Below are 17006 nucleotides of genomic sequence, written 5' to 3'. Positions count from 1 at the left end.
AGAATGGTCGGACATTCTGCTGGAGGCATCCCTTGAAAGCCCTCGACGAGCTGACTTTCGATAATCGTTTTGCCCGTCTGGGCGATGCGTTTTCCACCACCGTGCTGCCCGAGCCCATCGCCGACCCGCGGCTGGTGGTTGCCAGCGAAGCGGCCCTCGCGTTACTCGATCTGGACCTCGCTCAGGCAGAACAACCTCTGTTTGCTGAAATTTTCAGCGGTCACAAACTGTGGGCCGAGGCCGACCCGCGGGCGATGGTTTATTCGGGGCATCAATTCGGTTCGTACAACCCGCGCCTGGGTGATGGCCGCGGTTTGCTGCTCGGCGAGGTCTACAACGACGCTGGCGAACACTGGGACCTGCACCTGAAGGGCGCGGGGCAGACACCGTATTCACGCATGGGCGATGGTCGTGCTGTATTGCGCTCGTCAATCCGCGAGTTTCTGGCCTCCGAGGCCCTGCATGCCTTGGGCATTCCGACCAGTCGTGCGGCCTGTGTGATCGGCTCCAGTACACCGGTGTGGCGTGAAACCCAGGAGCGTGGGGCGATGGTGCTGCGACTTGCGCAAAGCCACGTGCGCTTCGGCAGCCTCGAGTATTTCTTCTACACCAAACAGCCGGAACAGCTGAAGCAACTGGCCGATCACGTGCTGTCCCTGCATTACCCCGAGTGCCTGGAACAGCCCGAGCCGTACCTGGCGATGTTTCGCGTGATCGTCGAGCGGCAGGCCGAGCTGATCGCCAAATGGCAGGCTTATGGCTTCTGTCATGGCGTGATGAACACCGACAACATGTCGATTCTCGGGATCACTTTCGACTTCGGCCCGTTCGCGTTTCTGGATGACTTCGACCAGCATTTCGTCTGCAACCATTCCGATCACGAAGGCCGCTACTCCTTCAGCAATCAGGTGCCCATCGGCCAGTGGAACCTCAGCGCATTGGCTCAGGCGCTGACACCCTTCATCAGTGTCGAGGCATTGCGTGAGGCGCTGGACCTGTTTCTGCCGCTGTATCAGGCGCATTACCTGGACCTGATGCGTCGACGTCTGGGCCTGACAACGGCGGAAGAAGATGACGCTGACCTGATCGCGCGCTTGCTGCAATTGATGCAGAACAGCGGCGTCGATTACACCCTGTTTTTCCGCCATCTGGGCGAGGAGTCAGCCGACGTTGCTGTGGGAAAACTGCGCGACGACTTCGTCGACATGCTTGGCTTCGACGCCTGGGCCGACGCCTACAAAGCCCGCATCGCCCGCGAGCCTGAATCCAGTCAGCAGGACCGACGCACGCGCATGCACGCCGTCAATCCGCTGTATATCCTGCGCAACTACCTGGCCCAGCGCGCCATCGAAGCGGCCGAACAAGGCGACGACAGCGAAGTCCGCCGCCTGCATCAGGTGCTGTGCACGCCGTACGATGAACAGCCCGGAATGGAGAGTTATGCACAGCGTCCGCCGGATTGGGGCAAGCATCTGGAGATCAGTTGTTCATCGTGAGTGGGGGTGAGCTGAGGTCAGGTGAAACCTCCACCGTTTCGGGCAATGCCGGATTCTCGCGCTCTAAACGCTTTTTATGCGGATCAGTCATGGCAGCGAGGATGTCGTAAAGGTTGAGTATGTGCATTTGGGGTTCGCGCTCGCCTCCCGCCGGCAGCGCTAGCTCCTCTGCGATTTTCGCTTCCATTTCGGCCTCGTAATTCCAGGGATAACGATCCTGAACTTTTTCGATCATCGGGAGGGCTTTGTAATATTCCAGGACCTCCCTCAGAAAGACTGGCACTCTGCCGGTGATACTGCTTTCGAGTTGAGCACGGGCAATGGCGCCTTGCGTCCACTTGTATTCCATTTGCGCACTGCCGCGCCAAGCGGCTTGTCGCTCATTGATGGTGTAGCCGCCTTGGTCGTCATAGGCAATCAGGATCAACTGATCCCGTGAAAGGCCCGCGAAGGGACTTTTCGCATTCAAGTCGCCAGCTCTGGAACGGTTCACGTATTCGGTAGCTTGCTGGGCGCGATTCAGAAGCTCGGGATCATCGGTTTGAGGCGTCTCCAGATCATGCCGGGCTTTTCCGGCTTGATACCCATCGAACAAAAACCTGCTTTTTTGCCTGGCGGCATAGGCCGCCAGCTCATCGCGGCACATCGTCAGTTCTCTCTGATTCGCCCGCTCCGCACTGTCGCTTAGCTGCCGCCCCAGAACTGACACGCTCGCGACCTCTGATTGAGACATTAGTGAGGCAGTCGGCGCCCGCTCAGTGTCTACGACTGGCAACGCGGCAGACGGCGTTTTTTCAACTTCGTCTGCACTCAAAGGACCTCGTGTGGCCGAACTTATAGTGGAAAGCATAGAAAATTCCTTTTCTGATACCACGCGCAGCCGAAGCTGCCACTAATGGGCAGCTCCGGTTAATGTTTGCGTCATCAGCGCATGGTGAAGTTCACTACCCAATTGTGGTTGGAGTAATTGACGGAGGTGACAGTAACGTCGCATCTGGCACCGCCGCCCGACACTGCACTTTTGTTCCACTTAGGCGTGCGAACACCTCCCGGTGTAGAGCTCATCAAATAGCTGGTTGTAAATTGGCAGGTTTTGAATCCCGCTTGATATCGCACGGTGGCGTAGCTTATTGGAGACGCACCGCTTGGACGGACGTTAAAGCTGGTGGAGGCCCCCGCAGCCACGGCGTCAGGTTTGGGTGATGCGTTCGAGTAAGTGGTCAATTCGTTGCTGCTACTTCCACGCACATAAACTGCATTTTCATCGGTTTCATTTTTAAAGTTTACGGTCACCTGAGGTCCTGCACTCACCATCCCAACCGTGGCCAAAGTAGAAAGCAGCAACACTGCATTAACTTTATTTTTAGATTCCATTTTTAGATCCTCCTTTTTATTAGATCTAAAAAAAGCTAATCAGGCATCGCGTTAGATTCCTACTACCCGAACGGATAGCTACTTTGGAGCGCATCGAGCGAGCGCGGCAGGCGCCCACGGTGATCAGGCTTCAGCTGCAGGCTTCGGTGAAGCAGAAACTTGCGTACCGGCATTCGCAGCCGCTGGCTTTTCAAGCCCATGCGCCGCCGTAGCTGGCTCAGGTGAAGTTCGAGGCGCGAACTTCTTTGTGTAGGCGATGTTGTTTGGTTCAGCTTTCTTGTCTTTGCTGGTGTCAACGATGCCGGCGAGGATGTCGTAGAGGGTCAGCTTGCGGTCTGGCGCCTGGCGTCCGAAAGTGCCCGGTAAACCGGGCAGCGTGAGGTCGCTCTTGATCCGCGCTTCCACGATCGCTTCTGCTCCTTTGGGATAACTCACTGCCTTTTCAATCGCAGGCAGCGACTTGAGGTAGCTCAGGGCGTCGTTATAGAAGTGGGAGGCCTTGCCCGTCCGGGCTTGCTCGATCACCCCCTCGTTTATCGCAACCTTGCGCCAGCTCTCGTCCATCTTCTGCACACCCTGCCAGGCGGCGCGCCGCTCGTTGAGCGTGAAGCTTGCGCTGTCGTCGAAGGCAATCAGGTTCAGTTGCTCGCGTGAGAGGTTCTCGAACGGGCTCTTGGCGTTCTTGTCACCTGCCAACGTCCGGGTCACGAACGCACTAGCCTCGCGCGCCCGGTCCAGCAGTTCGGGGTCGTTTGTCTTGGGCACTTCCATGGCCCGGGTGCCGCTATTGACTGTGCGGCCTTCGATCAAAAACTCATTGATGCGATTACGCCCGTATTGCCGCAGCTCGGCGTGGGTCATCCCTGCGTCCCTCTTCTCGGCTCGCGCTGCGCTCTCGTTCAACTGAGCCGCCAGTGTCGAGAACGTCGCTTTGTCGGTCGCGGTCGCTGCAGGTTTATCGACGGTTTTGGGTTCGCTGCTTGGGACGGCGTCAACGGCTGGCTTTTTGTTCGCGACAACCGCTGCAACGGCGGCCTGGATCTGGCTGATCATGGGCGACTCCCTGGCTATGAGATGGCGGGAGCCAACACGCATCGTCGTCAGTCAGCCCCTCGCATCGACACTAGCGACAGGCAGGCAGGGCGAACAGTTAGGCAAACGGGGGGTGCTTTCGGATAATCAGCGGTCGAAGATTGGGCTTAACGCGCGCAGTTGGGGGTTGGGACGAAGGGTGAAAGGGGAATTTGTTGCGTCTTCAGGTTCGAGATTTTTCAGACGTGGGATGCTTAGCGAACGGCGAACTTTGGGGTAGTTCCCACCTGGCGTTCCAGGTGATAAATGAAAGCCGACCGCCATTGATGATATCCCGTCGCTAAAGGGGCAGCCGCAAAGCTTGATAACCCACCCCCCAGACTCCACCTACTAGTCATCATCCTATTCAGGTCTCCGTCATGTCCGATTCCCTGCTGATCCCCTGCCCACACTGCAATGGGCTAAATCGCATTCCCGCCGGGCGGCTGACCGACCAGCCTAAATGCGGGCGCTGCAAGCAGCCGGTTTTGCTGAGCAAGCCGTTCAACCTGACGCAGGGCGACTATGCCAGCCAGATCAAGGGCGATCTGCCGTTGCTGGTGGACGTCTGGGCGGAGTGGTGCGGTCCGTGCAAATCCTTCGCGCCGACGTTCGAGCAAGCGGCCACTCAGCTGAACGGTCGGGTTCGCTTGGCGAAGCTGGACAGTGAGGCCAATCAGCAGCTTTCCGCGCAACTGGGGATTCGCTCGATCCCGAGCCTGATCCTGTTCAAGGACGGACGTGAAATCGCTCGGCAGAGTGGCGCGATGCCGTTGCAACAGCTGATGGCCTGGCTGAGCAGTCAGGGAATCTGAAAGGCGTTTCTTCAGCGATTGAAGTGCGTGACAGCCAGCGCTGTAGGCATGTTCTGAAAGCACTCTTTAGCCCCGAACTCGTCGAATTCTGCGTCTAGGCTTCGCCACTCCTATCGGTACCCTGGAGTGGTTAGCAATGACATACGTGGTCAGAGAGGGCGATTCAACGACAACCGGCGGCATGGTTTTGAGTGCTACAGGCTTGCACACTTGGGAGGACAGGCGCCTGGCGCGCATGGGTGATCCGGTCTGGTGCGAGCGGTGCGCTCAGATCGGCTTCATTGCCCAAGGCAATCCGACCTTCATCGACGAACTCGTGGCGGTGGCGACGCACGGGCAGACAGTGCGCTGCGGCTGCGCGGAAGGCACCCATCGTTTGATCGCCAGCCAGACCGCGCTTCAAGCGGACATGGACGCGACCATCGACATTCCCAAGGACATGGCTGAAAAGGCGCGCAAGCGAGCCAAACACATGACCCGAGCCCGACGGGAAAGCCACGCACCGCTCGCTTAGCCGTCAGCGATTACCCGCACCCGTTTCCAGCAAGTGATGCAGCTCGACAAATTGCTGAGTCAGCTTATGCCGCGGCTCCAGATGGATCAGCGGCATATTGGCTTGATGAGATTCACGCATCTTGATCGAACTGGTGAGGTAGACGGGCAACACCGGCAGCCCTTCGGCGATGAGTTCATCAAGGATCTGCTGGGGCAGGCTCGCCCGCGCCTGGAACTGGTTGACGATAATGCCTTCCACCTCCAGATCCTCGTTGTGATCTTCCTTGAGCTCTTCGATTTCCTTGAGCAGCCCGTACAGCGCTTGACGGGAGAAACTGTCGCAGTCAAACGGAATCAGCACACGATCCGCCGCGATCAACGCCGATACCGCGTAAAAATTCAGCGCCGGGGGCGTGTCCAGATAGATGCGCTCATAATCTTCGCTCAGCTCATCCAGCAGTTTCCGGAGCTTGTTGATCTTGTGCTTGGCTTCCAGCTTGGGCTGCAGATCTGCCAACTCCGCCGTGGCAGTCACGACATGAAGGTTGTCGAAGGGCGTTTCATAGATGTCGACCTGATTCTTCTTGGCGCCAGGCCCGGAAGACAAGGTTTGCTTGAAGAAATCAGCGATCCCCATGGGAATCTCCTCACCGGTCAGACCGGTGAGGTACTGCGTCGAGTTGGCCTGAGCGTCCAGATCGATCAACAGCGTCCGATAACCCTCATGAGCACTGACAGCCGCCAGATTGCAGGCGATGCTGGACTTGCCAACGCCGCCCTTCTGATTGAACACCACACGCCGCATGTAAGACTCCCTGTTGCTGTCTAGCCGTGAAGGATCGCCTGCGACCCGGTGAAGGGTCCGAGTCTAGGCAATCGCGATGAGTAGGGCGAGCCTCTCGGAAAAATCTGACCGTTAGGATGAGGGCTACGTCATCGAAAGACCGATCGCGCCTACAACACAGTGACAGAGGCTGCCGCCATACCCGCAAGAAAGACCGTCAGTTAACACGCTATTTGTTTCAACGTTTGCCTCAGTGCGCCGGCACCGAGATAATGCCCGTCACCCGGTGATGGCGCCGCGCTATAGCCGGTGTCATTTTGACGACTCGAAGCCCGGAATAAAAAATTGTCGGCTCACCTGGAAGGTAAAGCTTCATGATTCGCGCTTTCTTGCTGTTATGCGTGTTGTTGGTGAGTGGCTGCGCGAGCCATGCGCCGCTGCCTGCGCAAATACCTCACATCAAATTTCCCGTGCAGCTGCATGTCCAGCGTGAGCAAGCCGGTCAGCGCGAAGATTGGATGATGACGATCCAGAAGGAACGCCACGGCCTGCGCTTCTCGTTGCTGGACTCACTCGGTACTCCGGTGGCACGTCAGCAGCTTCGCGAGGAGCGCTGGAAGGCAGACAGCCAACTGCCACCCAACCATGAGGCAAGAGAGCTGTTCGCGGCCGTGCTTTTCGCCCTGACGTCCCTGGAAGAAGTGCGCTTTGACTATCCTGGCGTGCAGCTGCGTCCCTACGGTCGCAGCCTGGACGATCGCTGGTTCGTCGATTACGCCTCCGAAGGTGTCTTCCGGATCAGCATGGAAAGCGGCGAGCTGAAGTACTTGGTCAGTCCACTCCAGGGCAAGGCGAGCAAATGACGGGGTAGCTCGCTCCCCGTTGCACGCGTCTGCGCATTGGAACCGCGCAACAACGCCAGCATTTCTATGCAGCGCCTCCGCTTCACCCCGCTTTGCGCGTCACCAGCTCGACAAACGCCTTGGCCATGGGCGACTTCTGGTCCTTGCGTTGCACCAGCCACACCGCTGACGTCGCCTGGGCATCCAGCAGCGTCCGGTACACCACCCCGTCGATGCGCATGCGTTGATAGGACGCCGGCAGCACCGTTACGCCCAGTCCTGCCGCTACCAGGCCAATGATGGTCATCGCCTCACCCGCCTCCTGGGTAAACAACGGGCTGAATCCTGCTTCCCGAGCCAGATCCAGCAACTGCGCGTAAAGCCCGCTGCCATAACTGCGCGGGAAGAACACGAAAGGCTCACTGGCCAGTTCGCGCAAATGAATGCCGCGTTCCGAGCCTTCCGCCAGTGGATGGTCCGAGCGCAGGATTGCCACTAGCGGCTCGTGCAGCAGCTCCACGGCGACCAACGAATCCGGCAACGGCAGCGGCCGCATGATGCCCACTTGCATCGACTCATTCTCGAGCCGCTCGGCGACTTCCCGACTGCTCATTTCCTGAAGCGCCAGGTGCACAGCGGGATAGCGCTGGCGAAACGCGAATATGGCCTGCGGGATGCTTGAGGTGAACGGCGCGGATGCTGTAAAGCCGATCTTCAGCTCCCCCAGTTCGCCCAACTGTGCGCGCCGCGCCACATCAGAAGCCTTCTCGACCTGTGCCAGCACCAGGCGCGCTTCATCGAGGAATAACCGGCCCGCCTCGCTCAGCGCCACATGTCGATTGGTGCGCTCAAAGAGACGGGCGCCGAGTTCTTGCTCCAGGGCCTGAATCTGCTGGCTCAATGGCGGTTGCGAGATGCCGAGCGCCTGAGCGGCCCGACCAAAATGCAGCTCTTCAGCGACAGCAATGAAGTAACGCAGGTGTCGTAATTCCACGGTCATTCCATTAGGTCGTCAAACCTATCAAACAGGTCGAACAATATATTGGAAGCAATCGTTAGGCGGCTATATTCTTTTGCCACTGCTCCCCGCTCTGCCGTCTGAGGTCACCCGTGAATACTGCTGCATCCCCTTCCGCGCCTGCCGAGCTCGTCACAGCAGCCATCCCGTTGGGCGATACCTACATCGAGAAGGACACGCCTGCTTTCATTCGTACCGTACTTGCGCTGTTCTCCGGCGGCTTCGCCACGTTTGCGCTGCTGTACTGCGTGCAACCGATGATGCCGGTGCTGTCTCGAGACTTCTCCATCAACGCCGCCCAGAGCAGCATGATTCTGTCGGTGTCCACCGCGATGCTGGCGATCGGGTTGCTCATCACCGGGCCCATTTCCGACCGCCTCGGGCGCAAGTCGGTGATGGTCTTCTCGCTGTTCTCCGCCGCTCTTTTCACCATCGCCAGCGCACTGATGCCCACCTGGGAGGGCGTGCTCATCACGCGGGCGTTCGTGGGCTTGTCGTTGAGCGGACTCGCCGCCGTGGCGATGACCTATCTCAGTGAAGAAATCCACCCGCAGCACATCGGCCTGGCGATGGGCCTGTACATCGGCGGCAACGCCATCGGCGGCATGAGCGGCCGGGTGATCACCGGGGTGTTGAGCGATTACGTCAGCTGGCACACGGCACTGCTGATCATGGGTGTGATTGCGCTGGGCGCGGCGGGAGTGTTCTGGAAAATCCTGCCGCCTTCGCGCAATTTCATCGCACGACCGCTCAACGGCCGCAGCCTGTTGGAAGGCTTCGTCCTGCAGTTCCGGGATGCCGGGCTGCCATGGCTGTTTCTCGAAGGCTTCCTGCTGATGGGCGCGTTCGTGACGCTGTTCAACTACATCGGCTATCGCTTGCTGGCCGACCCGTACAACTTGAGTCAGGCGGTGGTCGGCCTGTTTTCGGTGGTGTACCTGTCGGGTATCTACAGCTCCGCGAAGATCGGCGCACTGGCCGACCAACTGGGCCGGCGCAACGTGTTGTGGGCAGTGATCGTGCTGATGCTCGTCGGCGTGGCGCTGACCATGTTCACCCCGCTGGTCGTGGTGATCGTTGGGGTGCTGATGTTCACCTTCGGCTTCTTCGGGGCCCACTCCGTGGCCAGCAGCTGGATCGGCCGCCGCGCCATCAAAGCCAAAGGCCAGGCCTCGTCGCTGTACTTGTTCAGCTATTACGTGGGCTCCAGCGTTGCCGGCACCGGCGGCGGCGTGTTCTGGCACTACGCTGGCTGGAACGGCATCGGCGCCTTCATCGGCACCCTCCTGCTGATCGCCCTCGCCGTAGCGCTGAAACTGGCGAAGGTAAAACCGCTGGCGGTGAATGTGCAGGTTTGAGCCAACAGCCGCACATGCAACTGTAGGAGCGCGCTTGCCCGCGATCGGGCGGGAACCGGCCGCAAGAACTTCGAGGACGGACTTGCTGATCTACCACAGAGGTACAGCCACTACCGCTTCGCGCCAGATCGCGGGCAAGCGCGCTCCTACGCCTTCGGCAGAAGCTATCCGGCGCCCGACGCTCAGAGTCGATAGATCTGTGCTCTTTGCGTGCCTAACCCCACACAAAAACGCCCGGCATTAGCCGGGCGTTTTCATGTCTGCGAGCTGCTTACTGGTGGTACTTGGCCGACATTTCGTGCACCGCTTCGATGAAGGCGCCGGCGTTGGCCGGATCGACTTCGGGGGTGATGCCGTGGCCGAGGTTGAAGACGTGGCCGGTGCCGCTGCCATAGCTGGCGAGGATGTTGGAGACTTCCTGGCGGATGGCTTGAGGATTGGCGTAAAGCACGGTCGGGTCCATGTTGCCCTGCAGCGCGACCTTGCTGCCGACTCGACGGCGGGCTTCGCCGATGTCGCAGGTCCAGTCCAGGCCCAGCGCATCGGCGCCGGCGTCAGCGATGCTTTCCAGCCACATGCCGCCGCCCTTGGTGAACAGAATGACCGGCACTTTGCGCCCGTCGTGCTCACGGATAAGGCCGTTGACGATCTTGCGCATGTAGGCCAGCGAGAACTCCTGATACGCCGCGGCCGAAAGGCTGCCGCCCCAACTGTCGAAGATCTGCACTGCTTGCGCGCCTGCGAGAATCTGGCCGTTCAGGTACGCCGTGACCGATTGTGCGAGCTTGTCGAGCAGCAAGTGCATGGCCTGCGGGTTGTCGTAGAGCATGGCCTTGGATTTGCGGAAGTCCTTGGACGAGCCGCCTTCAACCATATACGTCGCCAGGGTCCACGGGCTGCCAGCGAAGCCGATCAGCGGCACGCGGCCGTTGAGCTCGCGGCGAATGGTGCTGACCGCGTCTATGACGTAGCCGAGGTCTTTCTGCGCGTCAGGGATCGGCAACGCTTCGATGTCAGCCAGGGTGGTGACGGTTTTGCGGAAGCGCGGGCCTTCGCCGGTTTCGAAGTACAGGCCCAGGCCCATAGCGTCGGGAACGGTGAGGATGTCGGAGAACAGAATGGCGGCGTCGAGCGGATAGCGCTCAAGGGGCTGCAGGGTGACTTCACAGGCAAACGCCGGGTTCATGCACAAGCTCATGAAGTCCCCGGCCTTGGCGCGACTGGCGCGGTACTCCGGCAGGTAGCGGCCGGCCTGGCGCATCATCCATACAGGCGTGACGTCAACTGGCTGCTTGAGCAGGGCGCGAAGGAAACGGTCGTTCTTCAGGGCAGTCATGTCGGCATCCGGAAAAAAAGTGCGGGCATTTTCTCAGACACCAACATAAAAGGCACGGTCGGTGCCTTGCCTTTTATTTATCGGGGCGATTTGTCGCATCAATGCATCTGCGAGCTTCAAGCCGCAAGCTTCAAGTAAAAGCAGATCAGCGTCTGCCTTAAGCTTGTGGCTTGGAGCTTGCCGCTTGCAGCTTGCCGCAGGCGTCAACTAGACGCCCAGGTAATCCAGAATCCCTTCAGCCGCGTTGCGGCCTTCAAAGATCGCCGTCACCACCAGATCAGACCCGCGCACCATGTCGCCACCGGCGAAGATCTTCGGGTTGCTGGTCTGGTGCTTGAACTGGCCCTGCTCCGGCGCCACGACACGGCCCTGGCTGTCGACCTGGATACCCTGCGGATCGAACCACAACGCCGGGCTCGGACGGAAACCGAACGCGATAACCACGGCATCCGCCGGGATGATCTCTTCGGAGCCTGGGATCGGCTCGGGGCTGCGACGGCCTCGCGCATCCGGCTCGCCCAGGCGCGTTTCGACGACTTTCACGCCTTCGACCCGATCCTCGCCCACGATGGCGATGGGCTGACGGTTGTAGAGGAACCTTACGCCCTCTTCCTTGGCGTTCTTCACTTCCTTGCGCGAGCCCGGCATGTTTTCCTCGTCCCGGCGGTAGGCGCAGGTCACTGACTTGGCGCCCTGGCGGATCGACGTGCGGTTGCAGTCCATCGCCGTATCGCCACCGCCCAGTACCACAACCTTCTTGCCCTTCATGTCGACGAAATCTTCCGGCGACTTTTCGAAGCCCATGTTGCGGTTGACGTTGGCGATCAGGAAATCCAGCGCGTCATGCACGCCCGGCAGGTCTTCACCGGGGAAGCCGCCCTTCATGTAGGTGTACGTGCCCATGCCCATGAACACCGCGTCGTACTCTTCCAGCAACTGCTCGACGGTGATGTCCTTGCCGATCTCGGTGTTGAGACGGAACTCGATGCCCATGCCGGTGAACACTTCGCGGCGATTGCTCAGCACGCTCTTTTCAAGCTTGAACTCGGGGATACCGAAGGTCAGCAGACCGCCGATTTCCGGGTTCTTGTCGAACACCACCGGCTTTACGCCGCCACGCACCAGAACGTCGGCGCAGCCCAGGCCGGCCGGGCCTGCGCCGATGATGGCCACGCGCTTGCCGTTGGGCACGACGCGGGACATGTCCGGGCGCCAGCCCATGGCGAAGGCCGTGTCGGTGATGTACTTCTCGACCGAACCAATGGTGACCGCACCGAAGCCGTCGTTGAGGGTGCACGCGCCCTCGCACAGACGATCCTGCGGGCACACGCGGCCGCAGACTTCCGGCAGGGTGTTGGTCTGGTGCGACAGCTCGGCCGCCGCGAGGATGTTGCCCTCGGACACCAGCTTCAGCCAGTTGGGAATGAAGTTATGCACAGGGCATTTCCATTCACAGTACGGATTGCCGCAACCCAGGCAACGGTGCGCCTGATCGGCGGACTGCTGGGGCTTGAAAGGTTCGTAGATTTCCACGAACTCTTTCTTGCGCTGACGCAGCAGTTTCTTCTTCGGATCTTTACGCCCGACTTCGATGAACTGGAAGTCGTTACTGAGACGTTCAGCCATGGTGTTAGAACTCCTGACTACAGCCCCAAGCGCCACGCTTGAAGCTGCAAGAAAATCATGTTCGCAGGCACTCGCGCGCTGCCGTTAACTTGCGGCTTGAAGCTTGCCGCTCGCAGCTGCTGTTATTGCGGATTCGCGCGGGTGCTGGACAACAGCGACTTCAAGCTCGCGGCCTTCGGCTTCACCAGCCAGAAGCGGCGCAGGTAGTCGTCGAGGTTTTCCCAGAGATTGCGGCCCCACTCGCTGTCGGTTTCGGTCACGTATTCGGCCAGCACGCGCTCCAGGTGGCTGCGATAGGCTTCCATCGCTTCACCGCTGATGCGCTGAATCTCGACCAGTTCGTGATTGACCCGGTCAACGAAGGTGTTGTCCTGATCGAGCACGTAGGCGAAACCGCCGGTCATGCCTGAGCCGAAGTTGTAGCCGGTCTTGCCCAGCACACAGACGAAACCGCCAGTCATGTACTCGCAGCAGTGGTCGCCCGTGCCTTCCACAACGGTGTGGGCGCCTGAGTTACGCACCGCGAAACGCTCGCCCGCCGTGCCCGCTGCGAACAGCTTGCCGCCGGTCGCGCCGTACAGGCAGGTGTTGCCAATGATGGCGCTGTCCTGGGTTTTAAACGGGCTGCCTTTCGGCGGCACGATCACCAGCTTGCCGGCGGTCATGCCTTTGCCGACGTAGTCGTTGGCGTCGCCTTCCAGGTACATGTTCAAGCCGCCGGCATTCCACACACCGAAGCTCTGCCCGGCCGTGCCCTTGAAGCGGAAGGTCACCGGCGCATCGTTCATGCCCTGGTTGCCGTGGAGCTTGGCGATTTCGCCGGAAATCCGCGCGCCGATGGAGCGGTCGCAGTTACAGATGTCCAGTTCGTAGTCGCCGCTGCTCTTGGACTGAATGGCGGAGATCGCCAGTTCGACCATTTTCTCGGCCAGCAGGCCCTTGTCGAACGGGGGGTTGCGCTCGACCTGGCTGAACTGCGGTTTGTCAGCCGGAATGTGGTCGCTGCCCAGCAGCGGCGTCAGATCCAAATGCTGCTGCTTGGCGGTTTCACCCGGCAGGATTTCCAGCAGGTCGGTACGCCCGATCAGTTCTTCCAGCGAACGCACGCCCAGCTTGGCCAGCCACTCGCGGGTCTCTTCAGCCACGTAGGTGAAGAAGTTGATCACCATGTCGACGGTGCCGATGTAGTGGTCCTTGCGCAGCTTTTCGTTCTGAGTGGCGACGCCGGTGGCGCAATTGTTCAGGTGGCAGATGCGCAGGTATTTGCAACCCAGCGCGATCATCGGCGCGGTGCCGAAGCCAAAGCTTTCGGCGCCGAGGATGGCCGCCTTGATCACGTCCAGGCCGGTTTTCAGGCCGCCGTCGGTCTGCACCCGAACCTTGCCGCGCAGGTCGTTGCCGCGCAGGGTCTGGTGGGTTTCGGCCAGGCCGATTTCCCATGGCGAGCCCGCGTATTTGATCGATGACAGCGGCGACGCACCGGTGCCGCCGTCATAGCCGGAAATGGTGATCAGGTCGGCGTAGGCCTTGGCCACACCGGCCGCAATCGTGCCCACGCCTGCTTCCGCTACGAGCTTGACCGAGACCAGCGCGGCCGGGTTGACCTGCTTGAGGTCAAAGATCAACTGCGACAAGTCTTCGATCGAGTAGATGTCGTGGTGCGGCGGCGGCGAAATCAGCGTCACGCCTGGCACTGCGTAACGCAGCTTGGCGATCAGGCCGTTGACCTTGCCACCCGGCAGTTGCCCGCCCTCGCCTGGCTTGGCGCCCTGCGCCACTTTGATCTGCAGCACGTCGGCGTTGACCAGGTACTCAGGCGTCACGCCAAAACGGCCGGTTGCGATCTGTTTGATCTTGGAGCTACGGATGGTGCCGTACCGCGCCGGGTCTTCGCCACCCTCACCGGAGTTGGAGCGCGCCCCCAGGCGGTTCATCGCCTCGGCCAGCGCTTCGTGGGCTTCCGGCGAGAGCGCGCCCAGCGAGATGCCCGCCGAGTCGAAGCGCTTGAGAATGCCTTCCAGCGGCTCGATTTCATCGATGCCCAGCGGCGTGTCGAGCTCTTTGACCTTGAGCAGATCACGAATCATCGACACCGGACGGTTGTCCACCAGCGCTGTGTATTCCTTGAATTTCGCGTAATCACCCTGCTGAACAGCCGCTTGCAGTGTCGCCACCACATCAGGGTTGTACGCGTGGTATTCGCCGCCGTAGACGAACTTCAGCAGCCCGCCCTGCTGGATCGGCTTGCGCGCGCTCCAGGCTTCGAAGGCCAGGGCTTTCTGCTCGGCTTCGATGTCGACGAAACGCGCGCCCTTGATGCGGCTGGGAACGCCACGGAAACTCAGGTCGCAGACTTCTTCGGACAGACCAATGGCTTCGAAAAGCTGCGCCCCACGGTAGGAGGCGACGGTCGAAATGCCCATCTTCGACAGGATCTTGAGCAGGCCTTTGGTGATGCCTTTGCGGTAGTTCTTGAAGACTTCGTACAGATCGCCCAGCACTTCCCCGGTACGGATCAAGTCGCCCAGCACTTCGTAGGCCAGGAACGGGTAGACCGCCGAGGCGCCGAAGCCGATCAACACGGCGAAATGGTGCGGGTCGCGAGCCGTTGCTGTCTCGACAAGAATGTTGCTGTCGCAGCGCAGGCCTTTTTCGGTCAGACGGTGATGCACCGCACCGGTGGCCAGCGATGCGTGAATCGGCAGTTTGCCCGGCGCGATATGGCGGTCGCTCAAGACGATCTGGGTCTTGCCCGAACGCACGGCTTCTTCAGCCTGGTCCGCGATGTTGCGCACGGCCGCTTCCAGGCCCATGGCTTCGTCGTAGTTCAGGTCGATGATCTGACGATCAAAGCCCGGACGATCCAGGGTCATCAGCGAGCGCCACTTGGCCGGGGAAATGACCGGCGAGCTGAGGATCACGCGGGAAGCGTGCTCTGGCGACTCCTGGAAAATGTTGCGCTCGGCCCCGAGGCAGACTTCCAGCGACATGACGATGGCTTCACGCAGCGGGTCGATCGGCGGGTTGGTGACCTGCGCAAACTGCTGACGGAAATAGTCGTACGGCGTGCGGACGCGACGCGACAACACCGCCATCGGCGTGTCATCGCCCATGGAGCCGACCGCTTCCTGACCCTGCTCACCCAGCGGGCGCAGGATCTGATCACGCTCTTCGAACGTGACCTGGAACATCTTCATGTACTGCTTGAGCTGATCCGGGTTGTAGAACGCCGAACCGTGGTCGTGATCTTCCAGCGTCGCCTGAATACGCAGGGCGTTCTTGCGCAGCCACTGCTTGTACGGGTGGCGCGACTTCAAACGGCTGTCGATGGCGTCGGTGTCGAGGATCTGTCCGGTTTCGGTGTCCACGGCGAAGATCTGGCCCGGACCGACACGGCCCTTGGCGATGACGTCTTCAGGCTTGTAGTTCCAAACGCCGATTTCCGACGCGAGGGTGATGTAGCCGTTCTTGGTGGTGACCCAGCGCGCAGGGCGCAGGCCGTTGCGGTCAAGCAGGCAGACGGCATGGCGACCTTCGGTCATGACGATGCCGGCCGGGCCGTCCCAAGGCTCCATGTGCATAGAGTTGAATTCGTAGAACGCGCGCAGATCCGGGTCCATGGTCTCGACGTTCTGCCATGCCGGCGGCACAAGCATGCGCACGCCACGGAACAGGTCGATGCCGCCGGTCACCATCAGCTCGAGCATGTTGTCCATGCTGGAGGAGTCGGAGCCCACGCGGTTGACCAGCGGGCCCAGCTCGTCGAGGTCCATCAGGTCGTTGGTGAACTTGGTGCGACGGGCTTGGGCCCAGTTGCGGTTACCGGTGATGGTGTTGATCTCGCCGTTGTGGGCGAGGAAGCGGAATGGCTGAGCCAGCGGCCATTTCGGCAGGGTGTTGGTCGAGAAGCGCTGGTGGAATACGCAGATCGCGGTCTGCAGGCGCTCGTCGTTGAGGTCCGGGAAGAATGCCGTGAGGTCACGCGGCATCATCAGGCCTTTGTAGATGATGGTCTTGTGGGAAAAGCTGCAGATGTAGTGGTCGGTGTCAGCGGCGTTGGCCACCGAGGAGCGACGACGTGCACAGAACAGCTTGATCGCGAACTCCTGATCGGTCAGGCCTTCGCCACCGATGAACACCTGCTCGATCTTCGGCAGACGCTCAAGGGCCAGACGGCCCAATACGCTGGTGTCGATCGGCACCTGACGCCAGCCGATCAGGGTCAGGCCGGCCGCCAGGATTTCACGGTTCATGTTTTCGCGGGCCGCTTCGGCCCTGGCGTCGTCCTGATTGAGGAAGACCATGCCAACACAATACTGGCGCGGAAGCTCGACGCCGAAGTGCTCGGTGGCCACCGCACGCAGGAAGGTGTCAGGTTTTTGCATCAACAGCCCGCAACCGTCACCGGTCTTGCCGTCGGCGTTGATACCACCACGGTGGGTCATGCACGTCAGGGCTTCGATAGCCGTCTGCAACAGGTGATGACTGGGCTCGCCTTGCATATGGGCGATCAGGCCGAAACCACAGTTATCCTTGAATTCTTCTGGATGGTACAGACCTGCTTTCATAGACACATTCTCACCAGGCTGCCCCTTATCGAGGCAAATTTCTTTTCAATTCAACCATTTACCATCCACGCCGAACGTATGCCGGCTTTGCGGGAGCAAAAGGGAGGTCATTGTACACAGCGACACAAGTCCTCACAAATTTGACGACGAAGTGTCGCAAATTTATGTCGCATTCATGAAAGGTTTTATATCGATTCTCGTGCTAGCCAGAGCTTTTTTGCGA

General features: G+C 60.2%; 13 protein-coding genes. 5 read left to right on the top strand and 8 right to left on the bottom strand.

Features of this window, described 5'->3' with window-relative positions; all coding sequences use genetic code 11:
• The first annotated feature begins 32 nt into the window (after positions 1-32).
• Positions 33-1496 carry a protein adenylyltransferase SelO gene (gene selO / locus ACYAR8_RS22135; protein ID WP_463581061.1) on the top strand — a complete coding sequence of 488 codons (1464 nt, stop codon included), beginning with the start codon at positions 33-35 and terminating at the stop codon, positions 1494-1496.
• On the opposite strand, the gene ACYAR8_RS22130 is transcribed toward selO, so the two are convergent.
• From ACYAR8_RS22130 to ACYAR8_RS22120, 3 genes are all read right to left on the bottom strand, one after another.
• Positions 1480-2310, bottom strand: coding sequence for a hypothetical protein (locus ACYAR8_RS22130; protein WP_463581060.1), 831 nt, complete (start codon positions 2308-2310; stop codon positions 1480-1482). The genes selO and ACYAR8_RS22130 overlap by 17 nt on opposite strands.
• Before the next feature lie 110 nt (positions 2311-2420).
• Positions 2421-2870 carry a hypothetical protein gene (locus ACYAR8_RS22125; protein WP_463581059.1) on the bottom strand — a complete coding sequence of 150 codons (450 nt, stop codon included), beginning with the start codon at positions 2868-2870 and terminating at the stop codon, positions 2421-2423.
• A gap of 123 nt (positions 2871-2993) precedes the next feature.
• Positions 2994-3923 (bottom strand): hypothetical protein, encoded by a 930-nt coding sequence (locus ACYAR8_RS22120; RefSeq protein WP_463581058.1) that lies wholly within the window; start codon positions 3921-3923, stop codon positions 2994-2996.
• Positions 3924-4321: 398 nt separating this feature from the next.
• Here ACYAR8_RS22120 and trxC point away from each other — a divergent pair, with 398 nt between their 5' ends.
• Both trxC and ACYAR8_RS22110 read left to right on the top strand, forming a co-directional pair.
• On the top strand, positions 4322-4756 hold the full coding sequence (gene trxC, locus ACYAR8_RS22115; RefSeq protein ID WP_463581057.1) for a thioredoxin TrxC: 435 nt from the start codon (positions 4322-4324) through the stop codon (positions 4754-4756).
• A 136-nt stretch (positions 4757-4892) separates the two neighbouring features.
• Positions 4893-5270: a PAAR domain-containing protein gene (locus tag ACYAR8_RS22110; RefSeq protein ID WP_074890758.1), complete on the top strand. Its 378-nt coding sequence runs from the start codon at positions 4893-4895 to the stop codon at positions 5268-5270.
• Between the two features lie 3 nt (positions 5271-5273).
• On the opposite strand, the gene ACYAR8_RS22105 is transcribed toward ACYAR8_RS22110, so the two are convergent.
• Positions 5274-6056 carry a ParA family protein gene (locus ACYAR8_RS22105; RefSeq protein ID WP_427683283.1) on the bottom strand — a complete coding sequence of 261 codons (783 nt, stop codon included), beginning with the start codon at positions 6054-6056 and terminating at the stop codon, positions 5274-5276.
• Positions 6057-6409: 353 nt separating this feature from the next.
• Here ACYAR8_RS22105 and ACYAR8_RS22100 point away from each other — a divergent pair, with 353 nt between their 5' ends.
• Positions 6410-6898 carry a DUF3261 domain-containing protein gene (locus ACYAR8_RS22100; protein ID WP_074890762.1) on the top strand — a complete coding sequence of 163 codons (489 nt, stop codon included), beginning with the start codon at positions 6410-6412 and terminating at the stop codon, positions 6896-6898.
• A gap of 82 nt (positions 6899-6980) precedes the next feature.
• Here ACYAR8_RS22100 and ACYAR8_RS22095 read toward each other — a convergent pair whose 3' ends face one another.
• Entirely contained in the window at positions 6981-7871 is an 891-nt protein-coding gene (locus ACYAR8_RS22095) for a LysR family transcriptional regulator (RefSeq protein ID WP_074890764.1), read from the bottom strand.
• A 116-nt stretch (positions 7872-7987) separates the two neighbouring features.
• On the opposite strand from ACYAR8_RS22095, the gene ACYAR8_RS22090 reads away from it, so the two are divergent.
• Entirely contained in the window at positions 7988-9253 is a 1266-nt protein-coding gene (locus ACYAR8_RS22090; RefSeq protein WP_463581056.1) for an MFS transporter, read from the top strand.
• A 271-nt stretch (positions 9254-9524) separates the two neighbouring features.
• Here the strand turns inward: ACYAR8_RS22090 and hemE are convergent, their stop codons facing one another.
• The 3 genes from hemE to gltB all read right to left on the bottom strand — a co-directional run bounded on the left by hemE (position 9525) and on the right by gltB (position 16783).
• A complete protein-coding gene (hemE, locus tag ACYAR8_RS22085; RefSeq protein WP_463581055.1) occupies positions 9525-10589 on the bottom strand; it encodes a uroporphyrinogen decarboxylase in 1065 nt (354 codons plus the stop codon).
• Between the two features lie 207 nt (positions 10590-10796).
• On the bottom strand, positions 10797-12215 hold the full coding sequence (locus ACYAR8_RS22080) for an FAD-dependent oxidoreductase (RefSeq protein ID WP_065986613.1): 1419 nt from the start codon (positions 12213-12215) through the stop codon (positions 10797-10799).
• Between the two features lie 122 nt (positions 12216-12337).
• On the bottom strand, positions 12338-16783 hold the full coding sequence (gene gltB / locus ACYAR8_RS22075; RefSeq protein ID WP_074890771.1) for a glutamate synthase large subunit: 4446 nt from the start codon (positions 16781-16783) through the stop codon (positions 12338-12340).
• Positions 16784-17006: the final 223 nt, after the last annotated feature.

It is taken from the genome of Pseudomonas sp. HP_01 (assembly GCF_055284355.1).
Note: the sequence above shows the minus strand (reverse complement) of the source record. Positions and strands in the feature narration are given on the sequence as shown.

What these genes read in the sequence shown, in the direction of transcription:
- gltB (WP_074890771.1), bottom strand. Translation starts at nt 16,783, where the DNA reads ATGAAAGCAGGTCTGTACCATCCAGAAGAATTCAAGGATAACTGTGGT.
- trxC (WP_463581057.1), top strand. Translation starts at nt 4,322, where the DNA reads ATGTCCGATTCCCTGCTGATCCCCTGCCCACACTGCAATGGGCTAAAT.
- ACYAR8_RS22105 (WP_427683283.1), bottom strand. Translation starts at nt 6,056, where the DNA reads ATGCGGCGTGTGGTGTTCAATCAGAAGGGCGGCGTTGGCAAGTCCAGC.
- ACYAR8_RS22100 (WP_074890762.1), top strand. Translation starts at nt 6,410, where the DNA reads ATGATTCGCGCTTTCTTGCTGTTATGCGTGTTGTTGGTGAGTGGCTGC.
- ACYAR8_RS22110 (WP_074890758.1), top strand. Translation starts at nt 4,893, where the DNA reads ATGACATACGTGGTCAGAGAGGGCGATTCAACGACAACCGGCGGCATG.
- ACYAR8_RS22125 (WP_463581059.1), bottom strand. Translation starts at nt 2,870, where the DNA reads ATGGAATCTAAAAATAAAGTTAATGCAGTGTTGCTGCTTTCTACTTTG.
- ACYAR8_RS22120 (WP_463581058.1), bottom strand. Translation starts at nt 3,923, where the DNA reads ATGATCAGCCAGATCCAGGCCGCCGTTGCAGCGGTTGTCGCGAACAAA.
- ACYAR8_RS22080 (WP_065986613.1), bottom strand. Translation starts at nt 12,215, where the DNA reads ATGGCTGAACGTCTCAGTAACGACTTCCAGTTCATCGAAGTCGGGCGT.
- hemE (WP_463581055.1), bottom strand. Translation starts at nt 10,589, where the DNA reads ATGACTGCCCTGAAGAACGACCGTTTCCTTCGCGCCCTGCTCAAGCAG.